We start from the raw sequence: 20,560 nt of genomic DNA on the forward strand, positions 1-20,560 counted from the left end.
AGTTATTTGAGTATATCTTTAAGATTGGGATAAAAAAAGGATGCATGGGATTATGAGAAAGTCTTTTCTTTCTGTATTTTGCGCAGGTCTGTGCAGTTTTGCAATGGCAGAACCGCTTGCATTTCCTGAAGCACTAGGTTTTGGAGCCAATGTTACAGGCGGCCGCGGCGGCACCGTCTATCACGTTACCAATCTGAACGATTCCGGTACAGGATCTTTCCGCGACGCAGTCAGTGCGTCCAACAGAATCGTGGTATTTGACGTTGGCGGCATCATCAATATTAAATCCGCAGTTTCCGTCAAGAGCAACATTACCATCGCAGGGCAGACAGCTCCCGGCGAAGGCATAGCCATTCACGGCGGAAAGGTTTCTACAGGCAAACAATCTAACATCATTATTCGTTACCTGCGAATCCGCCCCGGCGAAAACACAGCCTCGGAAAAAGATGACGCACTGAACCTTTACGATTCCAAGAACATTATCGTGGACCACTGTTCCATTGAACTTGCTCCTTGGAATAATTTCGGAGGATCTTCGGATAACGCTAGCTATCGCATTACCGGCGTTACCGTGCAGAATACCCTTGTGGCAAACCCCATCGGCCAGCAGTTCGGCGCACACATTGAATCGGTGGATGGAACCTGGGCTTGGTATTACAACGCCTTCATCAACACCCACAACAGAAACCCGCTGGACAAAATTAATGACGTTTTCGTAAACAACGTCCACTACAATTTCGAAGCGGGCTACACCACTCATACCAGCACCCACTTTAATCATGATATCGTGAACAACTATTTCGTTTACGGCCCAACAGGTAAGAACGAATGGTTCCAGGTGGATAAGAACCAGAGCATTTACGCCAGCGGAAACATGATTGACTCCAACCGCGACGGCGTTTTGAATGGCGGAGCTTCTAACATCTACTATTACCAGGGTGAAGGCGAAGTTTTGAGCAAGCCCTGGAGCGAAGAAACCACCAAGAATCCTATTTACAGCGCAGCTACCGCCTGGCGTTACGTCAACTCTCAAAGCGGCGTATTGCCTTACGACGACATCGATTCCCTCATTTGGTACCAGGCAAGCACCTTAGGGAAAGCAGGTGGATTAGTAAAAGCCGTAAGCGACATGAAGCTTTCCAAAAATGACGGCTGGGGCGAAGTATTGGCAGGCGAAGCTCCCAAGGATTCCGACAAGGACGGCATTCCCGATTACTTCGAAGAAGCCATGGGCTACAATCTCTCAAAGGATGACGCCACCACCAAAGCTAGCGATGGCTACCTGTACATCGAAAAGTATTTCAACTGGCTTGGCGCCATGCATTTGACCGCAACACAGAACAAGGCAGTGACCTACGATCTGAAAAAAATCACCTCGGGATTCCAGGACGTGTCCCCCACTTATACCGTGAAGGCTTTGGACGAAGGAACCGTCAGCGTTAACGGCAGCAAGGTCACTTACACTCCTGCCAAGAATTTCAAGGGGCTTACCGCATTCCAGTACACCGTCAAGGGAACCGACGGCACAGAATATACAGGCCGCGTAGAAGTTCTAGTGCTGAAAGGCGAAGAAGTGCAAGACGTGCCGGCAAGTTCTTCTTCATCAGAGACTGTTGCAGAATCATCGTCCAGCCAAGTCGCACCGGAATCTTCTTCTAGCGAAAGTACCGACGCAATCGCATACAACGCAAACTTTAGCACACCCTCCTCCTACGATTTCAACAGTGGCTACCTTTACGCAGCCCGCGCGGGCTTTGCAAGAATCGCCGTCTTTGACATCACAGGAAAGCTAGTTGCAAAATTTGCAGGCAATGTCCCCGCAGGATACACCCACCTGAATCTAAACAAGTGGAGCCTCCCTCAAGGACATTACAAGAGTGTCGTGGTAATCAAGTAAAAGCCTTACCCAATAGTCAAAATACTAACAGCGCACGCCACCAGAGAAATGGCCATGGCAATGCCGATGGGCTTCTGGTATTTGGAGAAAATGTCGCGGAGCTTAACGCCTGTCAAAAGCCACACCATATTGCAGCTGGGCCCCGTAACAGAAAGGGCCAAGGAAAACAACATTACCGCCACAATGCTGCGATTATAAGGCAGCATAAAGGTGGTCTGGGCCGTAATGCCAAAGATCATAATCTTTACGTTAGTAAGCTGAATGAACAGCCCCGAAACAAAACCCTTGAAAGGCCGGGATTCTACCGCATCGTCACAGGATTCACGGAGCATCTTATAGGCTAGCCAAAGAATGTAGGCCGCACCCACGAAAGAAAGCTTTGCAACATGTTCGTTCAAGGCCTGTCCCACAAAAAAGGCAAGCAATCCTGAACACAACATCACAATAGTATAGCCCACAAGAATGCCATACCATTGGCGAATGGCAGGAGACCTGCCGCGGCGTACAGCGGTGGCAAGGCTACTTAAATTTGCAGGTCCCGGGGTAATCCCCGAGACCAGGCAGTACAATAAAAAGGATGGAATAATTTCTACAGGCATTTACGTCCTGGAAAAAGCCAACTTTTTAAATAATAGTCAGACCTTCGTCTGTTGCAACATCACCTTCCACATGGAAGGAACGGAACACCGGATTCTCGCGATCCATCAAGGAAAGAATCAGATAGCTTGCCTTGCTGTCGTAAGCAAGGCGCTTATCTTCGTCAGAGGGGCGAGATGGTGTTTCCGGATGAGAATGCCAGTTTCCCAGAGGAGTAAGACCGTTTGCGCGCATATCCTTGATTGCACCCAAGTGTTCCTTAGGATCCAAGGAGAAATGTTCATTGGAATGATCGATATTGGTAAGCAAGTAAACCTTTTCGATATGCTTGTCATTACCTTCGATACGTCCGGCAATCAGTCCGCATGCTTCTTCGGGCAGATTCTTACGGGCGTGTTCCAGAACTTTCTCATATTCAGCGTTGGGCAAAGTAATCATTTCACCTCCAAGGGAAATTAGTGCTTCATGTCGCAGACAGCCTGTTCGTAGTCAATGAGCTGAGTAATGGTGGGATGTTCACCGCAAACAGCGCAGTTCTCGGTATGAGAAGGCAGCTTCACCTTGCGGAATTCCATGGTCAGCGCATTGTAGGTCAGCAAGTAACCGGTCAACAGGTTGCCAGTACCCAGAATGTACTTCACAGCTTCCATAGCCTGGAGGCTACCGATTACACCGCCCATAGCGCCGATCACGCCAGCCTGCTTACAGGTCGGCACAGCATCCTTCGGAGGGGGTTCCTTAAAGACGCAGCGGTAGCAAGGACCCTGGCCCGGCACATAAGTCATGAGCTGGCCCTGGAAGCGGATAATACCTGCATGGGAGAAAGGCTTCTTTGCCATGACGCAAGCATCGTTGATCAGGAACTTGGCAGGGAAATTGTCAGTACCGTCGATGATAAAATCGTAGTCCTTAATCAGGTCCATGATGTTATCGCTAGTCACGAAGGTGTGATAGGTAATGACGTTTACATCCGGGTTCATTTCCTGCATAGTTTCCTTAGCAGACTGAACCTTGGGCTTGCCCACATCCTTAGTGGCGTGAATAATCTGACGCTGCAGATTGGAAAGATCCACCACGTCGGCGTCAGCGATACCGATAGTACCCACGCCAGCGGCAGCAAGATACATAGCCACAGGAGCGCCAAGGCCGCCAGCACCGATCACCAGCACCTTTGCGTTCAGAAGTTTCTTCTGCCCCTTTGCGCCCACTTCCTTCAGGATAATGTGGCGAGAATAGCGTTCAAGTTGTTCGTTAGTAAAAGCCATTAGCAGCCACCGCCCATGAAGTAGAGGAATTCAACGGAGTCGCCATCCTTAAGGACGGTAGTATCGAAGTCAGCATTCTTGATGAATTCGTCGTTCAGAGAAACAGTCACGTAAAGCGGAGTTTCAACCTTTTCTGCTTCGATCAGCTGAGCGACGGTAAGGCCGTCATTATATTCTTTCTTGTTTCCTGCAATGGTAAGAATCATATTAGTCACCTACCTTTTTAACAATCAGGGTATAGGTTTTGTCTTCGTTATCAATCAAGTCCAGAATTTCGTGGCCTTCGTCCTTAATGCTGCGAGGCACATTCTGCACCGGTTCACCATCGTTCATGCGCACTGCGAGAATCTGACCTTCGTCAAGTTCTTCCAGGGCAACCTTTGCCTTCACAAAAGTCGTGGGGCACACAACGTCAGTGATATCAATTTCGTCATCAATCTTAAAATCTTCCTTAGCCATTCTTGTATGCCTCCAAAATCTTCAGTTTAAAGTCTTCGCGACCGATACGGTCAATTACGAACTTGAAACGTTCGCTGGGTTTTGCGTGTTCTGCAAAGAAATTGATTGCAGCGTCGCAAACTGCAAAGAGCTTCTTTTCGTCTTCAATGAAGGGGATAATGGTTTCGCCCTTGTTGATGGTGTTGCCGAAAAGGCCACCGAAGGAAACGGAATAACCGTGTTCGTGTTCCCAGGAATCCTTGGGGCAAGCCTTATAGCAACGACCGCAATAAGTACACTTATCAGCGTCAAAGACCACCTTCTTATTTTCCATATGGATAGCGCCGTGACGGCAGGACTTTGCGCAAAGACCGCAACCGATGCAGGAATCTTCGATCCACTTCACGCGAATTGCGCCCTTGATACCCACGTCGTTTTCTTCGGACTTCAAGCAGTTATTCTGACAGCCGGTAATACCGAACTTGAACTTATGGGGAAGTTCACGACCGAAATAACGTTCGTCAATCTTCTGAGCCAAACCGTAAGTATCGATACAGCCACTGGGGCAAACTTCGGAGCCCTGGCAAGCAGTAATTGTACGTACGCGAGGACCGCAAACGCCCGGATGAACGTCACCTGCAGCAAGTTCTGCAAGAACGGTATCAACATCATCCAGCTTGATGAACGGAATTTCAACGCTCTGACGGGAAGTCAAGTGAGCATAACCCTGGCCAAACTTTTCAGATACTTCTGCAATGCGAGCCAACTGCTTTGCAGTCAAATTTCCACCAACAACACGTACGCGCAGAGAGAAGTTATTCTTCTGCTTCTGGCGCATAAATCCGCCTTTCTTGAGGGTCGCGAGGTCTGCCATAAAATCGTCTCCTTGTGTAAAAGGTTGTGTTCTTTCTTAAGTCGACGCCAAATATAAAACCGCTTTTTCAACTTGTCCAATACTAAATAAGTATGGCGTTTTATAGAAATTTCCTATAGAAAAAGAGTCCCTTTTAATAAGCTAATTTGTACGTAATAGAAGAAATAATAAATTCCTACCATTGTTATAGGAAATAGTGATAACCGAGTATAAAAACATAGTATTGGACAAACAAAAAACGCCAATCTATCTTTTGCCCCGTAAAAAAGGAGCAAGATTTTTGTTATGGAAATTGACATCAAAGAAGAAATTTCAGAGCAAATCAATCTTGTTGCGGAGAGTGTCTATCCAAGCGAATGCTGCGGATTTCTGATCGGCACGAAAGATGAAAACGTCATAAAGGTTCTTGAAATTCGAGAAGCCCTGAATGAAACGAAAGGAGACTTAAAAGCAAGCCAATTCGAGATTGATCCCCTGACCCTCTATAAAGTAGAGCAGGAACTGGATGATAATGGACTAGAAATTGTCGGATTTTATCACTCTCACCCCGATTGCAAAGCAATTCCCTCAGATGATGATGCAGAAAATATGGTGCCAGGTTTAGCATACATTATTTTATCTGTAATTAAGGGTTGCGTTAAGGATACGAGATGCTATGTAAAGGATCCGGCGGAAACCCACGCCTTTGAAACCACTTTTTAAATGTACGGAGTTAAAAGTGAAAGTTTATATATCGGCAACACTGAGAAATTTCTTTGGGAAAAATGCCCAAATTGAATCCAACGCGGAAACAGTAAATCAGGCTTTGAAATCCCTGATTGAAACTTATCCTGACGCACAGAAAATCCTTTACGATGAAACAGGAAAAGTCAGAAGTTTCATTCGCATCTACGTCAATGGGGATAGCGAAACCATTAACGCCCTTTGGGATAGCCCCCTTCCTGCAGAAACAGAAATCTTGCTTTTGCCCGCCATTGCCGGCGGCGCACCTGTAGAAAGCCTGATTTCCGATGACAGAAGAAAAGCAGTTTCTCTGGACGATTCTGAAGTGGAACGTTTTGGCAAGCACTTGATGCTGCGCGAAATTAGCGTGAAGGGACAAAAGCGCATCAAGGCCGCCAAGGTTGTAGTGGCAGGTGCAGGTGCATTAGGTTCTCCCGTCATTCAGTACTTGGCTGCAGCAGGCGTAGGCACCATCAAGGTGGTGGATTTTGACGAAGTCAAGCTGGACAACTTGCAGAATCAGGTTCTCTACGGTCTTCGCGATTTGAAGCGCCCCAAGGTGGCCGCCGCAAAAGACAAGGTAAAGAGCCTGAACAGAAGCATTATCTTCGAAGATCTGAAAGTCAAATTGGATCCCGACACCATCGAAGAAGTGATTGAAGGTTACGATCTGGTGGTGGACTGCACCGATAATTTCAAGGCTCGCTATTTGATTAATGACGCTTGCGCCTTGCATGGGATTCCGGTTGTATTCGGCGCCATTTACCAGTACGAAGGTCAGGTTGGCATTTTCAATTTGGATGGCGGTCCCTGCCTCCGCTGCCAATACCCCTCCCCTCCTCCTTCCGGACTGATTCCCTCCTGCTCCGAAGGCGGAGCCATCAGCCCTCTTCCCGGCATTGTAGGAAGCATCCAGGCTAACGAAGCCTTGAAATTGATTTTGGGTATTGGAGAACATCTGAATGGAAAATTGCTCCATGTGGATAGCCTTTACCTGACTTCTAGAGTTTTGAAGGTGAACAAGAATCGCGCTTGCCCCATTTGCGGAGCCGTTCCCACCATCACCAAGATTGAAGAAATCGACTACGAAGATTTATGCGGGCTCAAGGTCAACGAGGAAGTTCCTGTGGAAGGATTCACTCCCGAAGAACTGGCCCAGAGAATTGAAAACGGGGAAGACATCACAGTCATCGACGTGCGTGAGCCCCATGAACGAGCCATCTTCCGCTTCCCCAATGCTGTGGCAATTCCCATTGGGCAGCTGGCAAGAAGACAAAAGGAACTGGACCCCAACAAGGATACGGTTATCATCTGTAAGGAAGGTAAGCGCAGTATCCTTGCCGTCAACACCTTGCGTGAAGCGGGTTACACGGGTCCGCTGTATAACCTGAAGGGCGGTCTGGACGCCATGAAGGGAATCATGTTCTCTCACGAGGGAGCATGGCTGTAAAATTTCAAATGAACAATTTGAATTAACGAAACAAACAAAACAAAGAGGTTCAATAATGGCCAATGATACCGAAAAGAATGGCATTAACGCACTTGGTGCGAAAGCCGCATACAATCTTGCTAACGTCACCAAGACCAAGCCGCAATATGGCGCACTGACTCCTAAGTGGGTGACCAAGTTCCTGGAATTCAAGGGCCTTGAATCCGGCATCTTCCGCGTCAACAAGGTCAAGGAAGGCGAAACTCCGCTGGACGTTCTTTGCAGCGCAACCAAGAAGTCCGATATTATCCCCGAAGGTTACGTTGAATACGAAACTGAACCTCGCGAATATCGTCTGAATTCTATTTCCACCATCATCAACGTCAACACCGCTATCGAAGACGTTTACAGCTCTCCCTACGATCAGGTTCAGGAACAGCTGGGTCTCGCCATCGAATCCCTCCGCGAACGTCAGGAAAGCCAGCTCATCAATAACGATGACTACGGTCTGTTGAAGAACATCGCCGACTCTCAGCGCATTCAGCCTCTCCGCGCTGACGGCCGCCCCACCCCGGACGATCTGGACGAATTGATTTCCAAGGTTTGGAAGGAACCTTCCTTCTTCCTGGCTCATCCTCGTGCAATCGCAGCTTTCGAACGTGAATGCACCCGCCGTGGCGTTCCTCCCGTTGTTGTAAACATCGCTGGTGGCAACTTCCTCACCTGGCGCGGCATTCCTCTGATCCCCACCGACAAGCTCCTTGTAGATGGCGTGAAGAATCCCCAGTCTCAGGGCGGCAAGACCAACATTCTCCTGGTCCGTACCGGCGAAGCAAAGCGCGGCGTTATCGGTCTGTTCCAGGCTGGCCTCAAGAACGAACACTCTCGTGGTCTCTCTGTTCGCTTCCGCGGCATTGACAACAAGGGTGTCGCATCTTACCTGCTCTCTCTGTACTGCTCTGCAGCAATTCTCGCAGACGACGCTATCGCCGTCTTAGAAGATGTTGAGGTTGGCGAATACTATGACTATAACTAATCCAGAAGCAAAAACGCTGGAGGAACTCGCAGGAGTCCCGAATGCGGCTGAGCTGGAGAGTTTGGCAAACGCTTACTTCCCGGACTTGACGGATAGCGCCTACGCAGCACCTGCTGCCGCACCCGCTCCCGCCGACGAGAAGCAGACTGCAGCACAGGGCCATGGCTACGTTCCTGCCCAGGGTTATGTCCCTGAGCCGTCCCATAGCTTTGACTGGGAACATCCCTTCGCCTACGGCGGAACCTCTACCGATACCTGGCTGAAGAACGTCGAAGAAGATGCGGCTCCCACTCCTACTGCAGCAAGCACTTCCTACGCTCCCGTAGTCCTGTCCAAGAATCAGGCTGCAGAAGGCTCCCGCAAGGTGGACGCTCCCACTTCTTTGGGCGGCGATTCTACAAGCAAGGCTTCTGCTTCCAGCAATTCCAACTCCAGGGATGAATCTATCCGTATCGGCAGCAAGACTCTTGCCCAGATCCGTGCAGATTTCCCCATTCTTTCAAAGAAGATCAACGGCAATCCCCTGGTCTGGCTGGACAATGGTGCCACCACCCAGAGACCTAAGCAGGTCATCGATCGTCTAAAGTACTACTACGAAAACGAAAACTCCAACGTCCATCGTGGCGCTCATACTCTTGCGGCCGCCTCTACCGACGCTTACGAGAACGCTCGCGGTATTGTACGTGACTTTATCGGCGCACCTTCTTCTGAAGAAATCGTCTTCGTTCGCGGTACTACCGAAGGTATCAACCTGGTAGCAAATGCTTACGTGAAGCCCACCCTGAAACCCGGTGACGAAATCATCGTCTCCATCCTGGAACACCACGCCAACATCGTTCCTTGGCAGCTCATCTGCGAAGAAACCGGTGCCGTGATCAAGGTGATTCCCTGCGATTCTACCGGTCAGCTGAAGCTCCACGACTACGAAGCACTCTTTACAAACCGCACCAAGTTCGTGGCATGTACCCACGTTTCTAACGTGCTGGGCACCGTGACCCCCATCGAAGAAATCATTGCCATCGCTCACCGTCATGGCGTACGCGTCTTGATGGATGCCGCTCAGTCCATCGCGCACATTCCTATTAACGTCTCCGCCCTGGATGCAGACTTTTTGGTGTTCTCCGGACACAAGATTTTTGCTCCCACAGGTATCGGCGCCGTTTACGGAAAGAAGGAACTGTTGGAAGCCGCAAGGCCTTACCACGGTGGCGGTAACATGATTGCCGACGTAACCTTCGAACGCACCATTTACAATGGCATTCCTAATAAGTTCGAAGCTGGTACCGGAAGCATCGCCGACGCTGTTGGCCTGGGTGCAGCACTGCAGTACCTTACCGAAATCGGCATGCCCTGCGTATTCCGTTGGGAACATGAACTGCTTCAGTACGCCCTCACCGAAATGAAGAAAATCAAGGGTCTCCATCTCGTAGGCACCGCACTGAACAAGGCTTCTGCATTGGCATTCAAGCTGGATGGCTATTCCGACGAAGAAGTTGGAAAGCGCCTGGACAGCTACGGAATCGCCGTGCGTACCGGTCATCATTGTGCTCAGCCTGTGCTGCGCCACTTCGGTTACGAAAGTACCGTGCGCCCCACCTTGGCTCTGTACAACTCTCCGGACGATATCGACGCACTCATCCGTGCATTGAGAACGTTCGCCTAAAAACTCGGGAAGGGGGCGGGATTTTCCCGTTCCCTTTTCCCTGTTTTTAATCATTAAAGTTTTTTTAAAGACACCCCCAAGAGCGATTATGAAAGGCTTAGTCAAACTGGAAGATATTGAAGCAATAGAAAAAGCCATTTTCGATTCCTACGAAGAAGGCAAGAAAATCGACACTATTGACATTTACAACAAGCCCGACCAGGCAGAAATTCACGAATTGCTGGATAACCTCATTCGCGTTTTCTACCCCACCTACTTTAGGGATCGCTCTTACAAGATTTACAGCCACAAACACAGCTTTGGCGTCATTATTGAAGACGTCTTTTTCCATTTGCACAAGCAGGTGGCATTGGCACTAGACTACGGTAAACTTCGCGGCACCATGAGTTCAGAAGTCCGCAAGATCCAAAGCTACATCATCTGTAAGGAATTCTTCTTCCAGGTTCCCTCTATTCGCGAATACCTAGAAACCGACTTGGAAGCAGCCTTTGACGGCGACCCTGCCGCCAGCTGCTACGAAGAAATCATCCTGGCTTATCCCGGACTTTGGGCCATTACCATTTACCGCATTGCTCACGAACTTTACAAGTTGCACGTTCCTGTTCTGCCTCGCCTCATGACGGAATACGCACACGCCAACACAGGAATCGACATTCACCCCGGCGCAACCATCGGCAAGAATTTCTTCATTGATCACGGCACCGGAATTGTCATTGGCGAAACCGCAGTTATCGGCGATAACGTAAAGATTTATCAGGGAGTTACCCTGGGCGCACTTTCTACAAGAGGGGGCCAGAAGCTCTCCGGCAAGAGACGCCACCCCACCATCGGAAACAACGTCACCATTTACGCAGGAGCCTCCATTCTAGGCGGCGATACTGTCATCGGTGAAAACGCCATTATCGGCGGCAACACGTTCATTACCAGCTCCGTGGAAGCCAATACACGCGTCAGCATGAAGAACCTGGAAATGGATTACCACACCACCGACAAAAAGCACATGACCGAAGATTTCAAGCAAAGCGAAGACTGGTATTACGAAATCTAAGGCATCTTACTGATGGTGATGACAATCTTCGGCAGCTTCATCCATTTGAAGAGGCTGCGCAGGAGTTTGTTGAATTTGTACAGAATGATGTTCAGCGGGTTGGTGTTCAGCGGGATGATTCTGGGTCGGCGGGACAGCGTGATGATGCATGCTTGCTGCCGCAGGGTCCTTAGGGACATATCCTGCGATGCCCGGATCCACCATGCCGAAAATCATGGCCACATGAGAAAGAGCCAAGAAGGATGCCAGCAGAATAATGGATGCAATAGCGGAGCTCTTACGGAACACAAGATTCAGATTTACCAGAGCAAGCAAAATCATGGGAATACCCGCCAGAACATAAGAGAAGATAGCTACAGCATCTACCCAAGTTCTAAATTCGCCAGCGGCAGCCAAAGGCACAATCACCTTGGGAATGAAGTAAGCGATGATGGCAACAAAAGCCAGACCCGCAAGAATTGCAGCAATGCGATTTACCTTCGCCAATGTGGGATGGGCGCCGGGAGATTTCAACAGAAACAAGTCTGTTACAGCAATAGTTTCCGCCAGGATAACTGGAATTGCCATGAAGACAATCAGATTCCAGGGAGAGTTCTGCATCAGCAGATCCATGTAGTGGGTTGAGAACATAGTGATTCCTTTTTGAGTTAAGAGTTAGAAAGTTGCGGTTCGATTTCGCGCATGGCAAGGATGGTTCTAGAAATCAGGTCATCCAATTCCCAGCCCAACATTTCTGCGCCACGCTCAATGACTTCGCGAGAACAGCCTGTAGCAAAGCCCTTGCTCTTGTACTTTTTCTTTACCGATTTCAGTTCCAAATCCTGAACACTTTTAGAAGGGCGCATCAACGCAACCGCACCAATCAAGCCCGAAAGTTCATCGGTTGCGAACAGAACTTTTTCCATTTCATGTTCCGGCTTAATATCTACGGTAATGCCATAGCCATGGCTTGCCACCGCATGAATCAAGGCTTCAGGGGCTCCGAAGTCTTTTAAAATCTGCTGTTCGCGAATGCAATGCTCTTCTGGATATTTTTCAAAATCCAGATCATGTAGCAAACCAACAAGTCCCCAGAATTCTTCTTCGGCACCATAGCCCAATTCGCGGGCGAAATATTTCATAATTCCTTCCACAACCTTTGCGTGGTATAGATGAAACTGATCCTGATTGTATTCAGTTAAAAGATTCCATGCCTGTTCTCTATTTAATTCCGACATAAACTCTCCTTGTTTTTCTGCGGCTAAAATACAAAACAAGAATGGCTTTGTGTCATACAAAATTTCAATCGTTCGTAATCAAGTTTTAGTATTGGACAGAGGCCCTTGAGGGTTCTATTTTTCATTTAAAACGATTCTTAACAAAAACCACTTCTTGCGAAAAGAAGTCTTTTTTAAGTCAAAAAATCCTCCTGTCGCTAGACAGGAGGATTCTTTCTCTCTCTTCTTGTATAAATTACAATTAAATCACAACCACAGGTTCGCGGAGGGACTGGTTTTCCAAGGGATAGACCTTGTCGCCAGCAGTCGCGAAGATGCGATAGATGAACACGTCCACCTTTTCACCCACTTCAATGGGTGCCTGGTCGAAGCGGCGGCGAGCGGTAATATTTTCACCATTCACCAAAATGGTAAGTTCCAGACCAGTGCCACGGAAAGCCACATCGGTAACCACGCCTTCTTCTGCAGAATTCTGGTACTTCTGAGTTTCGGTCTTCTTCGTGACCTTCACGAATTCCGGACGGACAATCACCTGATCCACTTCCCCAACGGGGTCGAAACGGCGGAACTTGTTGTAGTCCTTGAAGATGGAAGGCTGGCCAAAGAAGGAGGCCACGAAAGCAGTCTTGGGATTGCTATAGACTTCCAGAGGTTTGCCAATCTGGTCGATACCGCCCTTGTTCATGATGATAATCTCATCAGCCACTTCAATAGCTTCATCCTGATCATGAGTCACGAAAATGCTGGTAACGCCAAGCTTTGCAATCATCTCCTTAAGCCAATGGCGAAGTTCCTGACGGACCTTGGCATCGATGGCGGCAAAGGGTTCATCCAAAAGCAAAAGCTTAGGATTCGGGGCAAGTGCGCGGGCAAAAGCCACACGCTGGCGCTGACCACCAGAAAGCTGGCTGGGGTAACGGTTTTCAAGTCCAGAAAGACCTGTCAACTTCACCAGTTCCAAAACGCGTTCCTTGATTTCATTTTCAGGAACCTTCTGGATTTTAAGACCAAAGGCGATGTTGTCAAACACGGTCATGTAGCGGAACAGAGCATAGCTCTGGAACACGAAACCGATGCCGCGCTTGCTGGCGGGAACATTGTTCACCACCTTATCGTTCACAATAATATCGCCGCTATCAGGAGTTTCGAGGCCTGCAATCATGCGGAGAATTGTAGTCTTGCCGCTACCGCTGGGACCCAGAAGACCAATAAGCTTACCTTTCTCGATGCCGAAGGATACATCGTTAGAGGCCTTGAAATTTCCGAAACTTTTATTGATGTTTTTTAATTCAACGTACATTAGATTTCCTCATTCCGGTGTATTCGATGACACTGCGCAAAATCAAGATGATAATGGCCATCACCACCAATATGGACGCCACCGCAAAAGCGGGAACATACTGGAATTCGTTAAACAAGATTTCCACATGGAGGGGCAAGGTATTGGTCTTTCCGCGGAGATGTCCCGATAGAACAGACACGGCACCGAATTCGCCCATGGCGCGAGCTGTACAAAGAACGACGCCATAAAGGAATGCCCACTTAATGTGAGGGAAAGTGACTTTTCTAAAGATGGTGAATCCGCCAGCGCCCATGAGAGCCGCAGCCTCTTCTTCGTCGTTTCCGCGAGATTCCAGAACCGGGATCAGTTCACGAGAAATAAAGGGGAAAGTCACGAAGATTGTGGCAAGCACAATGCCAGGCACAGCAAACACAATCTTAATATCAAGATCTTGCAAAATGGGGAACAGCGGGCTCTGTCGACCAAAAGTCAGCAAGAAAATAAGACCAGCAATAATCGGAGAAACCGTAACCGGCAAGTCAATCAGAGTGGTCAGAATTTTCTTTCCTTTAAAATTAAACTTGGTCAAAGACCAAGCGGCGCTCAAGCCGAATACAGTATTGATGATCACCGCAAAAACGGTAGCTTCAACGGTCAGCAACACGGCATGCACGGTATAGTCATCAACAACAGCCTGCTTATAAACTTCCCAGCCCTGCTTGAACGCTTCAACAATCACCGTAATCAACGGCAGCAGAAGCATGAGAGCGATAAAGATAAAGCTAATGCTAATGAGAACCCATTTGGTCACTTTTGAAGACGTAGTTTCTTTATTCATTAAACGCCTCCCTTCAGGATTTTAGTATTTCTTGACTGCACGAGATTCACAAGGAACAACGTTACGAAGGATGCAATCAACATGACCAAGGCAATTGTTGTTGCGCTAGCATAATCGTATTCCTGCAATTCACTCATGATAATCAGCGGAGTAATTTCTGTTTCGAAAGGCTTGTTGCCCGCAATAAAGACAACGCTTCCGTATTCACCCAGGCAGCGACCGAATGCAAGGCCAAAGCCAGTCAATGCCGCAGGTACAATTTCCGGGAAAATAATCTTCCAGAAAATGCGAGTCCTGGATGCACCCAAAACACTGGCGGCTTCTTCATAGGACGGGTCCAATTTTTCAAGCACAGGCTGTACAGCGCGCACCACAAAAGGAATCCCAATAAAGATCAATGCCACAATAATGCCAAGCTGGGTAAACGCAATCTTGATTCCGAACTTCGCAAAGAATCCGCCAATAAGCCCCGTGTCCGCAGTAAGTGCGGTAAGGGCGATGCCCGCCACAGCCGTAGGCAAAGCAAACGGCAATTCAATCATACCGTCAACAAGACGCTTCAAGGGGAACGTATACTTCACAAGAACCCAGGCGAGAATAATGCCCATCACCAAGTTCACAGAGGAAGCCACAAAGGCCGTCAAAAAGCTCACGCGAAAACTTGCCAACACTCGGTCGCGAGTAATGGTCGCTACAATTTCATCCCAGCTCAGGTGAGACGTAAACACCACAAGGGATGCAAGGGGAATCAACACCACCACGCTCAAAATGGCGAGGGTTATTCCCGTAGTAAGGCCAAAGCCAGGTATAACACTTCTATTAGTTCTTTTCATAATCGAGCCCAAATATAGAACGGGGTTATTGCCTTGTCCAATACTTAATTAGTATGGTGGGATATAGGTTTTTCTTATGAAAAATCCCCCGCAGGGCGAGGGACTTTGGTATAAAATGGGCAAGAGGATTTAGCCCAATTACATTACTTCTTTTCGTAGATCTGGTCGAACACACCGCCGTTGGAGAAGTGGGTTCCCTGAGCCTTTGCCCAGCCACCGAAATCTTCAACAGTTACCAGGTTTACGTTCTGATCGAATTCCTTGTACTGATCCAGAATTGCCTTGTTGGAAGGACGATAGTGGTTCTGGGCAGCAAGATGCTGTGCTTCATCGGAGTAGAGGAAGTTCAGGTATTCGGTAGCCACGTCACGAGTGCCGCGCTTGTCAACGATTTTGTCGACGATTGCAACGGAAGGCTGAGCCAGAATGCTAACGCTGGGGACAACGATTTCGTAATCATCCGGGTGATCCTTCTTAGAAAGGAATGCTTCATTTTCCCAAGCGAGGAGAACGTCTCCCTGACCGTTTTCCACGAAGGCAGTCGTAGCGCCGCGAGCACCGGAAGAAAGTACGAGAACATTCTGGAACAGCTTCTTGATGAAGTCCTTGATCTTGGCTTCGTCACCGTTGTAGAGTTTCTTAGCATAAGCCCATGCAGCAAGATAGTTCCAGCGAGCACCACCAGAAGTTTTCGGGTTCGGAGTGATCACGCCAATGCCCGGCTTTACAATATCGCCCCAGTCCTTCAGATTCTTGGGGTTGCCCTTACGAACCAGGAACACGATGGTAGAAGTATAAGGAGCGCTGCTCAGGGGGAATTCATTGACCCAGCCGTCTTCAATAAGACCAGCGGCACGAACGGCGTCCACATCGAATTCCAGAGCGAGAGTCACCACGTCTGCTTCCAGGCCGTTAGCCACTTCAAGGGCCTGCTTGCCGGAACCGCCGTGAGACTGGGTGATTTCAACGTCCTTGCCAGACTTTTCCTTCCAATGCTTTGCGAAAACCTTGTTGTAGTTTGCGTAAAGTTCGCGGGTCGGGTCGTAAGAAACGTTAACGATGGTCTGCTTTTCAACCTTGGCTTCGCCAGCCTTGTTTTCGGACTTATTTTCGTCGCAAGCGGTGAAAAGGACAGAGGAGAGTGCAATAGAAGCAACAGCTGCAAACTTGAAAATATTCTGATTCATTATAAAAATTCCTTTTTGATTTTGCCCCAGGGGGCCATTTCAGTATGTATTTAGGCCTATTTTAGGCGTTTTCGCGTTATTTTTTACGCGTTTTTCGTTTGTTTCGTTATGTAAGGAGCGTTATTACTGGATTGTAGCTGTGACTCGAGCAGCGAGCGCAACATCAGAGACCTCCTTTTCGCTATATGCGGTAACCTGGAACTTAGTGCGGGAACCGACTTTCTTGATGAAGGTGACAGCCCATGCCAACTCATCAGCACCTGCCTGGAAATCTTCACGATCGCCAACATATTCAAGTTCTGCGTAGACATTATTGAAGATGCCTCCCGTCGGAATTTCTACACCTACGAAGAAGGGAAGATAGGACGTACCCTGACCATATTCAGATTTGATTGCATTGGCCGCACTAAGGTTTTCATCGTCACCAGTGGTGATGTATGCAATTTCACCATAGAGGCCGAAGTTCTTTGCAAAGTGGTAATCTGCACGGCCTGCAATACGGTGAGTCACTTCAGCAGTATGCTGGAAGGGATCAAAAACATTACCGTGGTAGGCAACAGCCAGCTTTGCATCACCAAGCTTCAAAGCTTCTTCTGCACGGAAGTAACCGGTGTTGAGGTTGGCGTCATCAGCAGCTACGAATGCAGTGAAGGTAGAAATGCCAGATTCCAAGCCTACCTGCCATGCGCTATGCTGGTAATCGCGAGCCAGGAAGCCACGCTTGTTCAGATCAACATCGACGTAAGTACCGAAGTTACCGCCAACGCTCCAGTCCGTACGGAAGCGACCGAACTGAGTGCTCAGAGTACCAAAGCCAAGATCCCACTTATATTTTGCGTAGTAGGTATCAGCGCTAAACTTATCGTAGGACTTACCATCGATGGTGTTGCCAAATACGGGGCTGAAAAGACGAATGTTAATTACAGCTTCGAAGTCACCGGAAGTAAACTTACCACCAATGTTTGCACGAAGGAAGGAACCATCCAAAGTGTTATCCTTTTCGTTATCGTAGAGAGCCTTGATAGCCTGAGTCTGAACGTTACCAGTCAGCTTAAAGGTAGGTTCCTTGGCGGCAGGCTTTTCTGCAGAAGCGGCCGGAGCAACTTCTGCGACAGGGGCCGGAGCAGGTTCGGCAACCTGAACAGGAGCCGGTTCTGCAGCGGGTGCCGGGGCAGCAACTTCAGCAGCAGCGGGAGCAGGTGCTTCAGCGGCAGGTGCTTCAGCCACAGGGGCTGCAGCAGGGGCAACAGCCACAGCTTCTGCGGCAGGAGCCTGAGCAGCTTCATTGTTAACGGTTGCATCCTGAGCAAAGGATACGGAAGCGATAAGTGCAGTAGAAATCAAAACCTTCTTAAAATTCTTATTCATTATTAAACTCTCCTTGATTATGGTTAACTTGTTATTTGTTTTTATTCTTTTCTTTCTGTCTTGTTTTTCAACGGGGCAAAATATAGAAGCCGTTTTTCGGTTTGTCCAATACTATCTTTTTATGCTGAGTTATCAGTTTTTTCAATTAGACTTTTCGTTTTATAACAAAACAATATACTTTAAGAATAAAGTAATTCAAGCAAATAATTTGTACATAAAAAGCCTTCGGCATTAACGCCGAAGGCTTATATTTATTGGGTTCAATAAGTCTGCTATTACTGAATCTTAACCTTACGATAGGTATCGAATGCAGTCCACTTCTGGAAGAATTCTTCACGGCGATCAACACCGGCTTCAGCAAACTCCTTCAAAAGCTGAGAAACTTCTTCATCGGACTTGACCTTGATTTCAAAGCCACGACCGTTGATTACCGGAAGGCCATCATACAGATACTTATCTGCAGTCAGGATTTCAGCAACCTTCTTGTCGCGAACCTTTACGGCAACGCCATCGCGAAGGATGATGATGTCGAAGCTATCCGGATAAGCGTAAGTCTCGCCAACAGTGGGGATTTCGTCACCCACAGTGTAGCTCTGGCTTACAGGCTGTTTCTTGACCACAGAAAGGGTTGCGGTATCGTAGAAGAATTCTTCGAAGATTTCACCGCGGCCATGACGTTCACCCTGCACGAAGGCAGCCTTTTCGCCAGCAGCAACTTGCTTTTCAGAAACACTCTGCACAACGCCGCAAGCAGAAGTAGCATGGCTTACACGATCAATGAGAATCAATTCACCCAAAGTCTTATGGTTTTCAAACAAGTCAACCACAATAGCTTCGGTAAAGAGAATTTCCACCAGAGCCAAGCCGTTCTTGGTCAGGGTTTCTGTTTCCAGATGGGCGCCGGAGTTTACGTCAATGGCGTAATCAATCTTGGTCAACACACCAGGAATCGTCTTGGTTCCAAGTTTGATCAGGTAATCCTTACCGATGGAAAGGGGTTCATCATCCATCCACAGGAGAGAGGCAGTCACCTTCTTGTAGCTAGCCACATTGGCGTCCTTGATGAGAACGTTACCACGGGAAACATCCACTTCACGGTCCAGAGAAATAGTGACAGGCTGGCCAGCGAAAGCTTCTTCCACTTCCTTATCGCCACGAAGGATTCCCTTGACGGAAGCCTTTTCGTTGCTAGGCAAGGTAGTGATGATATCGCCAACGCGTACAGAACCGGCTTCAATCTGACCCTGGAAACCACGGAAGGTTCTATCGGGGCGGCAAACGCGCTGAACCGGCAGATAGAAACCCTTTTCCTTCTGGGAATCGTCAATATCAACAGTTTCCAGATGATCCAGGAGAGCCTTGCCAGTGTACCAAGGAATGTTCTTGGATTTGACAGTGACGTTATCGCCTTCCGTTGCAGACAGCGGAATCACCACCACATTTTCCAAAGCGAGTTCGCTCGTAAGTTCCTTAATCTGTGTCTGAATCTCGTTAAAGCGCTGTTCATCATAGCCAACAAGGTCCATCTTGTTTACAGCAAAGACAAAGTAACGAATACCCATCAGCTTGCAGATACGGGCATGGCGACGAGTCTGAACAAGTACGCCCTGGGAAGCATCCACCAGAATCACGGAGAGGTCTGCAAAGGAGGCACCCACAGCCATGTTACGGGTATATTCTTCGTGCCCCGGAGTATCGGCAACGATGAAGCTTCTGTTATCTGTCGTGAAATAACGATAAGCAACGTCAATGGTAATGCCCTGTTCGCGTTCTGCCATCAGGCCGTCCAGCAAAAGGGAATAGTCAATCTTACCGCTACGGCTACCTACCTTACTATCCAATTCAAGAGCCTTTTCCTGGTCGGCGTAAAGCAGCTTGGAGTCGTAAAGGATGTGACCAATCAAAGTCGATTTACCGTCATCGACGCTACCGCAAGTAATAAACTTAAGCAATCCTTTCATTAGAAATATCCTTCGCGCTTGCGGCGTTCCATGCTGCCAGCGGCTTCGTTATCGATGACACGGGACGTTCTTTCAGAAGAAACAGAACTGAGGGTTTCTTCGATGATTTCGTCCAAAGTTGCGGCGGTAGATTCAATGCCGCCAGTGAGGGGGTAGCAGCCCAAGGTTCTGAAACGTACAGACTTGATTTCAGGAACTTCGCCTTCCTTCAAGGGGAAACGCTCATCGTCCACCATGATCAGGTTTCCGTCACGTTCCACAACCGGGCGGGGGGCAGAAAAATACAGCGGAACAATGTCAATCTTTTCACGCTGAATATACTGCCAAATGTCCTTTTCAGTCCAGTTGGAAATGGGGAACACGCGGACACTTTCGCCCTTGTTGATCTTGGTGTTGAACAGCTTCCACATTTCCGGACGCTGGTTCTTAGGGTCCCAAGCGTGGGCAGAATTGCGGAAAGAGAAGATACGTTCCTTAGCGCGGGACTTTTCTTCGTCACGGCGGCCACCACCAAATGCAGCAGTGAAGCCATACTTGTTCAAAGCCTGCTTCAGAGCCTGGGTCTTCATAATGTCGGTGTAGGCGGAACCATGTTCAAAAGGATTGATGCCCTTTTCAACGCCTTCCGGGTTGATGTATTCCAGCATTTCGATGCCGAGATCCTTTGCAACTTTATCGCGGAAGGAAATCATTTCCTTGAACTTCCAGGTGGTATTCACGTGAAGGAACGGGAAAGGGGGCTTTTCCGGATAAAATGCCTTCATGGCCAAATGAAGCATCACCGAACTGTCCTTGCCGATGGAGTACAGCATCACGGGCTTTTCGCACTCGGCAGCGACTTCGCGGATGATATAGATGGCCTCGGCTTCCAATTCGTCGAGGTGTGATAATTCGCTCACTGTAT

The 20,560-nt window shown here is 48.5% G+C and carries 21 protein-coding genes; 6 read left to right on the forward strand and 15 right to left on the reverse strand.

Annotated features, from left to right (window positions below):
- The first annotated feature begins 52 nt into the window (after window positions 1–52).
- Window positions 53–1,897 (forward strand): Ig-like domain-containing protein, encoded by a 1,845-nt coding sequence (locus BUB59_RS15480; protein WP_234979975.1) that lies wholly within the window; start codon window positions 53–55, stop codon window positions 1,895–1,897.
- A 5-nt stretch (window positions 1,898–1,902) separates the two neighbouring features.
- Here the strand turns inward: BUB59_RS15480 and BUB59_RS06465 are convergent, their stop codons facing one another.
- From BUB59_RS06465 to BUB59_RS06490, 6 genes are read right to left on the reverse strand one after another with little or no spacing between them, the layout of a single operon-like run.
- Window positions 1,903–2,496, reverse strand: coding sequence for a LysE family transporter (locus tag BUB59_RS06465; protein WP_073227311.1), 594 nt, complete (start codon window positions 2,494–2,496; stop codon window positions 1,903–1,905).
- Window positions 2,497–2,521: 25 nt separating this feature from the next.
- Entirely contained in the window at window positions 2,522–2,932 is a 411-nt protein-coding gene (locus tag BUB59_RS06470) for a M67 family metallopeptidase (protein WP_073227314.1), read from the reverse strand.
- 17 nt (window positions 2,933–2,949) lie between these two features.
- Entirely contained in the window at window positions 2,950–3,759 is an 810-nt protein-coding gene (gene thiF, locus BUB59_RS06475) for a thiazole biosynthesis adenylyltransferase ThiF (protein WP_073227322.1), read from the reverse strand.
- Window positions 3,759–3,965: a sulfur carrier protein ThiS gene (gene thiS, locus BUB59_RS06480; protein ID WP_073227326.1), complete on the reverse strand. Its 207-nt coding sequence runs from the start codon at window positions 3,963–3,965 to the stop codon at window positions 3,759–3,761. Before thiS ends, thiF begins: the two co-directional genes overlap by 1 nt.
- Window position 3,966: 1 nt before the next feature.
- On the reverse strand, window positions 3,967–4,218 hold the full coding sequence (locus BUB59_RS06485; RefSeq protein ID WP_073227329.1) for a sulfurtransferase TusA family protein: 252 nt from the start codon (window positions 4,216–4,218) through the stop codon (window positions 3,967–3,969).
- Window positions 4,211–5,071, reverse strand: a complete 861-nt coding sequence (locus BUB59_RS06490; protein ID WP_073227332.1) for a 4Fe-4S binding protein — start codon at window positions 5,069–5,071, stop codon at window positions 4,211–4,213. The genes BUB59_RS06485 and BUB59_RS06490 overlap by 8 nt, the downstream gene beginning before the upstream one ends.
- Window positions 5,072–5,356: 285 nt before the next feature.
- On the opposite strand from BUB59_RS06490, the gene BUB59_RS06495 reads away from it, so the two are divergent.
- From BUB59_RS06495 to epsC, 5 genes are all read left to right on the forward strand, one after another.
- Window positions 5,357–5,773: a M67 family metallopeptidase gene (locus BUB59_RS06495; protein WP_073227335.1), complete on the forward strand. Its 417-nt coding sequence runs from the start codon at window positions 5,357–5,359 to the stop codon at window positions 5,771–5,773.
- A 16-nt stretch (window positions 5,774–5,789) separates the two neighbouring features.
- A complete protein-coding gene (locus BUB59_RS06500; RefSeq protein ID WP_073227338.1) occupies window positions 5,790–7,244 on the forward strand; it encodes a ThiF family adenylyltransferase in 1,455 nt (484 codons plus the stop codon).
- Window positions 7,245–7,299: 55 nt separating this feature from the next.
- Entirely contained in the window at window positions 7,300–8,259 is a 960-nt protein-coding gene (locus BUB59_RS06505) for a family 2A encapsulin nanocompartment shell protein (protein ID WP_073227342.1), read from the forward strand.
- Window positions 8,246–9,922, forward strand: coding sequence for a cysteine desulfurase (locus tag BUB59_RS06510; RefSeq protein WP_073227345.1), 1,677 nt, complete (start codon window positions 8,246–8,248; stop codon window positions 9,920–9,922). The genes BUB59_RS06505 and BUB59_RS06510 overlap by 14 nt, the downstream gene beginning before the upstream one ends.
- An 88-nt stretch (window positions 9,923–10,010) precedes the next feature.
- A complete protein-coding gene (gene epsC, locus BUB59_RS06515; RefSeq protein WP_073227348.1) occupies window positions 10,011–10,970 on the forward strand; it encodes a serine O-acetyltransferase EpsC in 960 nt (319 codons plus the stop codon).
- A 6-nt stretch (window positions 10,971–10,976) separates the two neighbouring features.
- On the opposite strand, the gene BUB59_RS06520 is transcribed toward epsC, so the two are convergent.
- The 9 genes from BUB59_RS06520 to cysD all read right to left on the reverse strand — a co-directional run bounded on the left by BUB59_RS06520 (window position 10,977) and on the right by cysD (window position 20,555).
- Window positions 10,977–11,600: a DUF6803 family protein gene (locus BUB59_RS06520; protein WP_234979976.1), complete on the reverse strand. Its 624-nt coding sequence runs from the start codon at window positions 11,598–11,600 to the stop codon at window positions 10,977–10,979.
- A 17-nt stretch (window positions 11,601–11,617) separates the two neighbouring features.
- Window positions 11,618–12,187, reverse strand: a complete 570-nt coding sequence (locus BUB59_RS06525; RefSeq protein WP_073227350.1) for a hydrolase — start codon at window positions 12,185–12,187, stop codon at window positions 11,618–11,620.
- 241 nt (window positions 12,188–12,428) lie between these two features.
- Window positions 12,429–13,487, reverse strand: a complete 1,059-nt coding sequence (locus tag BUB59_RS06530) for an ABC transporter ATP-binding protein (protein ID WP_073227352.1) — start codon at window positions 13,485–13,487, stop codon at window positions 12,429–12,431.
- Window positions 13,477–14,307: a sulfate ABC transporter permease subunit CysW gene (gene cysW, locus BUB59_RS06535; protein WP_073227354.1), complete on the reverse strand. Its 831-nt coding sequence runs from the start codon at window positions 14,305–14,307 to the stop codon at window positions 13,477–13,479. The genes BUB59_RS06530 and cysW overlap by 11 nt, the downstream gene beginning before the upstream one ends.
- A complete protein-coding gene (gene cysT, locus BUB59_RS06540; protein ID WP_073227357.1) occupies window positions 14,307–15,140 on the reverse strand; it encodes a sulfate ABC transporter permease subunit CysT in 834 nt (277 codons plus the stop codon). Before cysT ends, cysW begins: the two co-directional genes overlap by 1 nt.
- Before the next feature lie 143 nt (window positions 15,141–15,283).
- A complete protein-coding gene (locus tag BUB59_RS06545) occupies window positions 15,284–16,327 on the reverse strand; it encodes a sulfate ABC transporter substrate-binding protein (protein WP_073227360.1) in 1,044 nt (347 codons plus the stop codon).
- Window positions 16,328–16,450: 123 nt separating this feature from the next.
- Complete coding sequence (locus tag BUB59_RS06550; protein ID WP_083540203.1) at window positions 16,451–17,695, reverse strand: hypothetical protein; 1,245 nt, start codon at window positions 17,693–17,695, stop codon at window positions 16,451–16,453.
- Window positions 17,696–17,970: 275 nt separating this feature from the next.
- Window positions 17,971–19,656 (reverse strand): sulfate adenylyltransferase subunit 1, encoded by a 1,686-nt coding sequence (locus BUB59_RS06560; protein ID WP_073227367.1) that lies wholly within the window; start codon window positions 19,654–19,656, stop codon window positions 17,971–17,973.
- The gene (gene cysD / locus BUB59_RS06565) at window positions 19,656–20,555 is read right to left on the reverse strand and encodes a sulfate adenylyltransferase subunit CysD (protein ID WP_073227370.1); all 900 of its coding nucleotides are present in this window, start codon (window positions 20,553–20,555) and stop codon (window positions 19,656–19,658) included. The genes BUB59_RS06560 and cysD overlap by 1 nt, the downstream gene beginning before the upstream one ends.
- Window positions 20,556–20,560 lie beyond the last annotated feature (5 nt).

The organism is Fibrobacter sp. UWEL (genome assembly GCF_900142535.1).
Taxonomy (GTDB): domain Bacteria; phylum Fibrobacterota; class Fibrobacteria; order Fibrobacterales; family Fibrobacteraceae; genus Fibrobacter.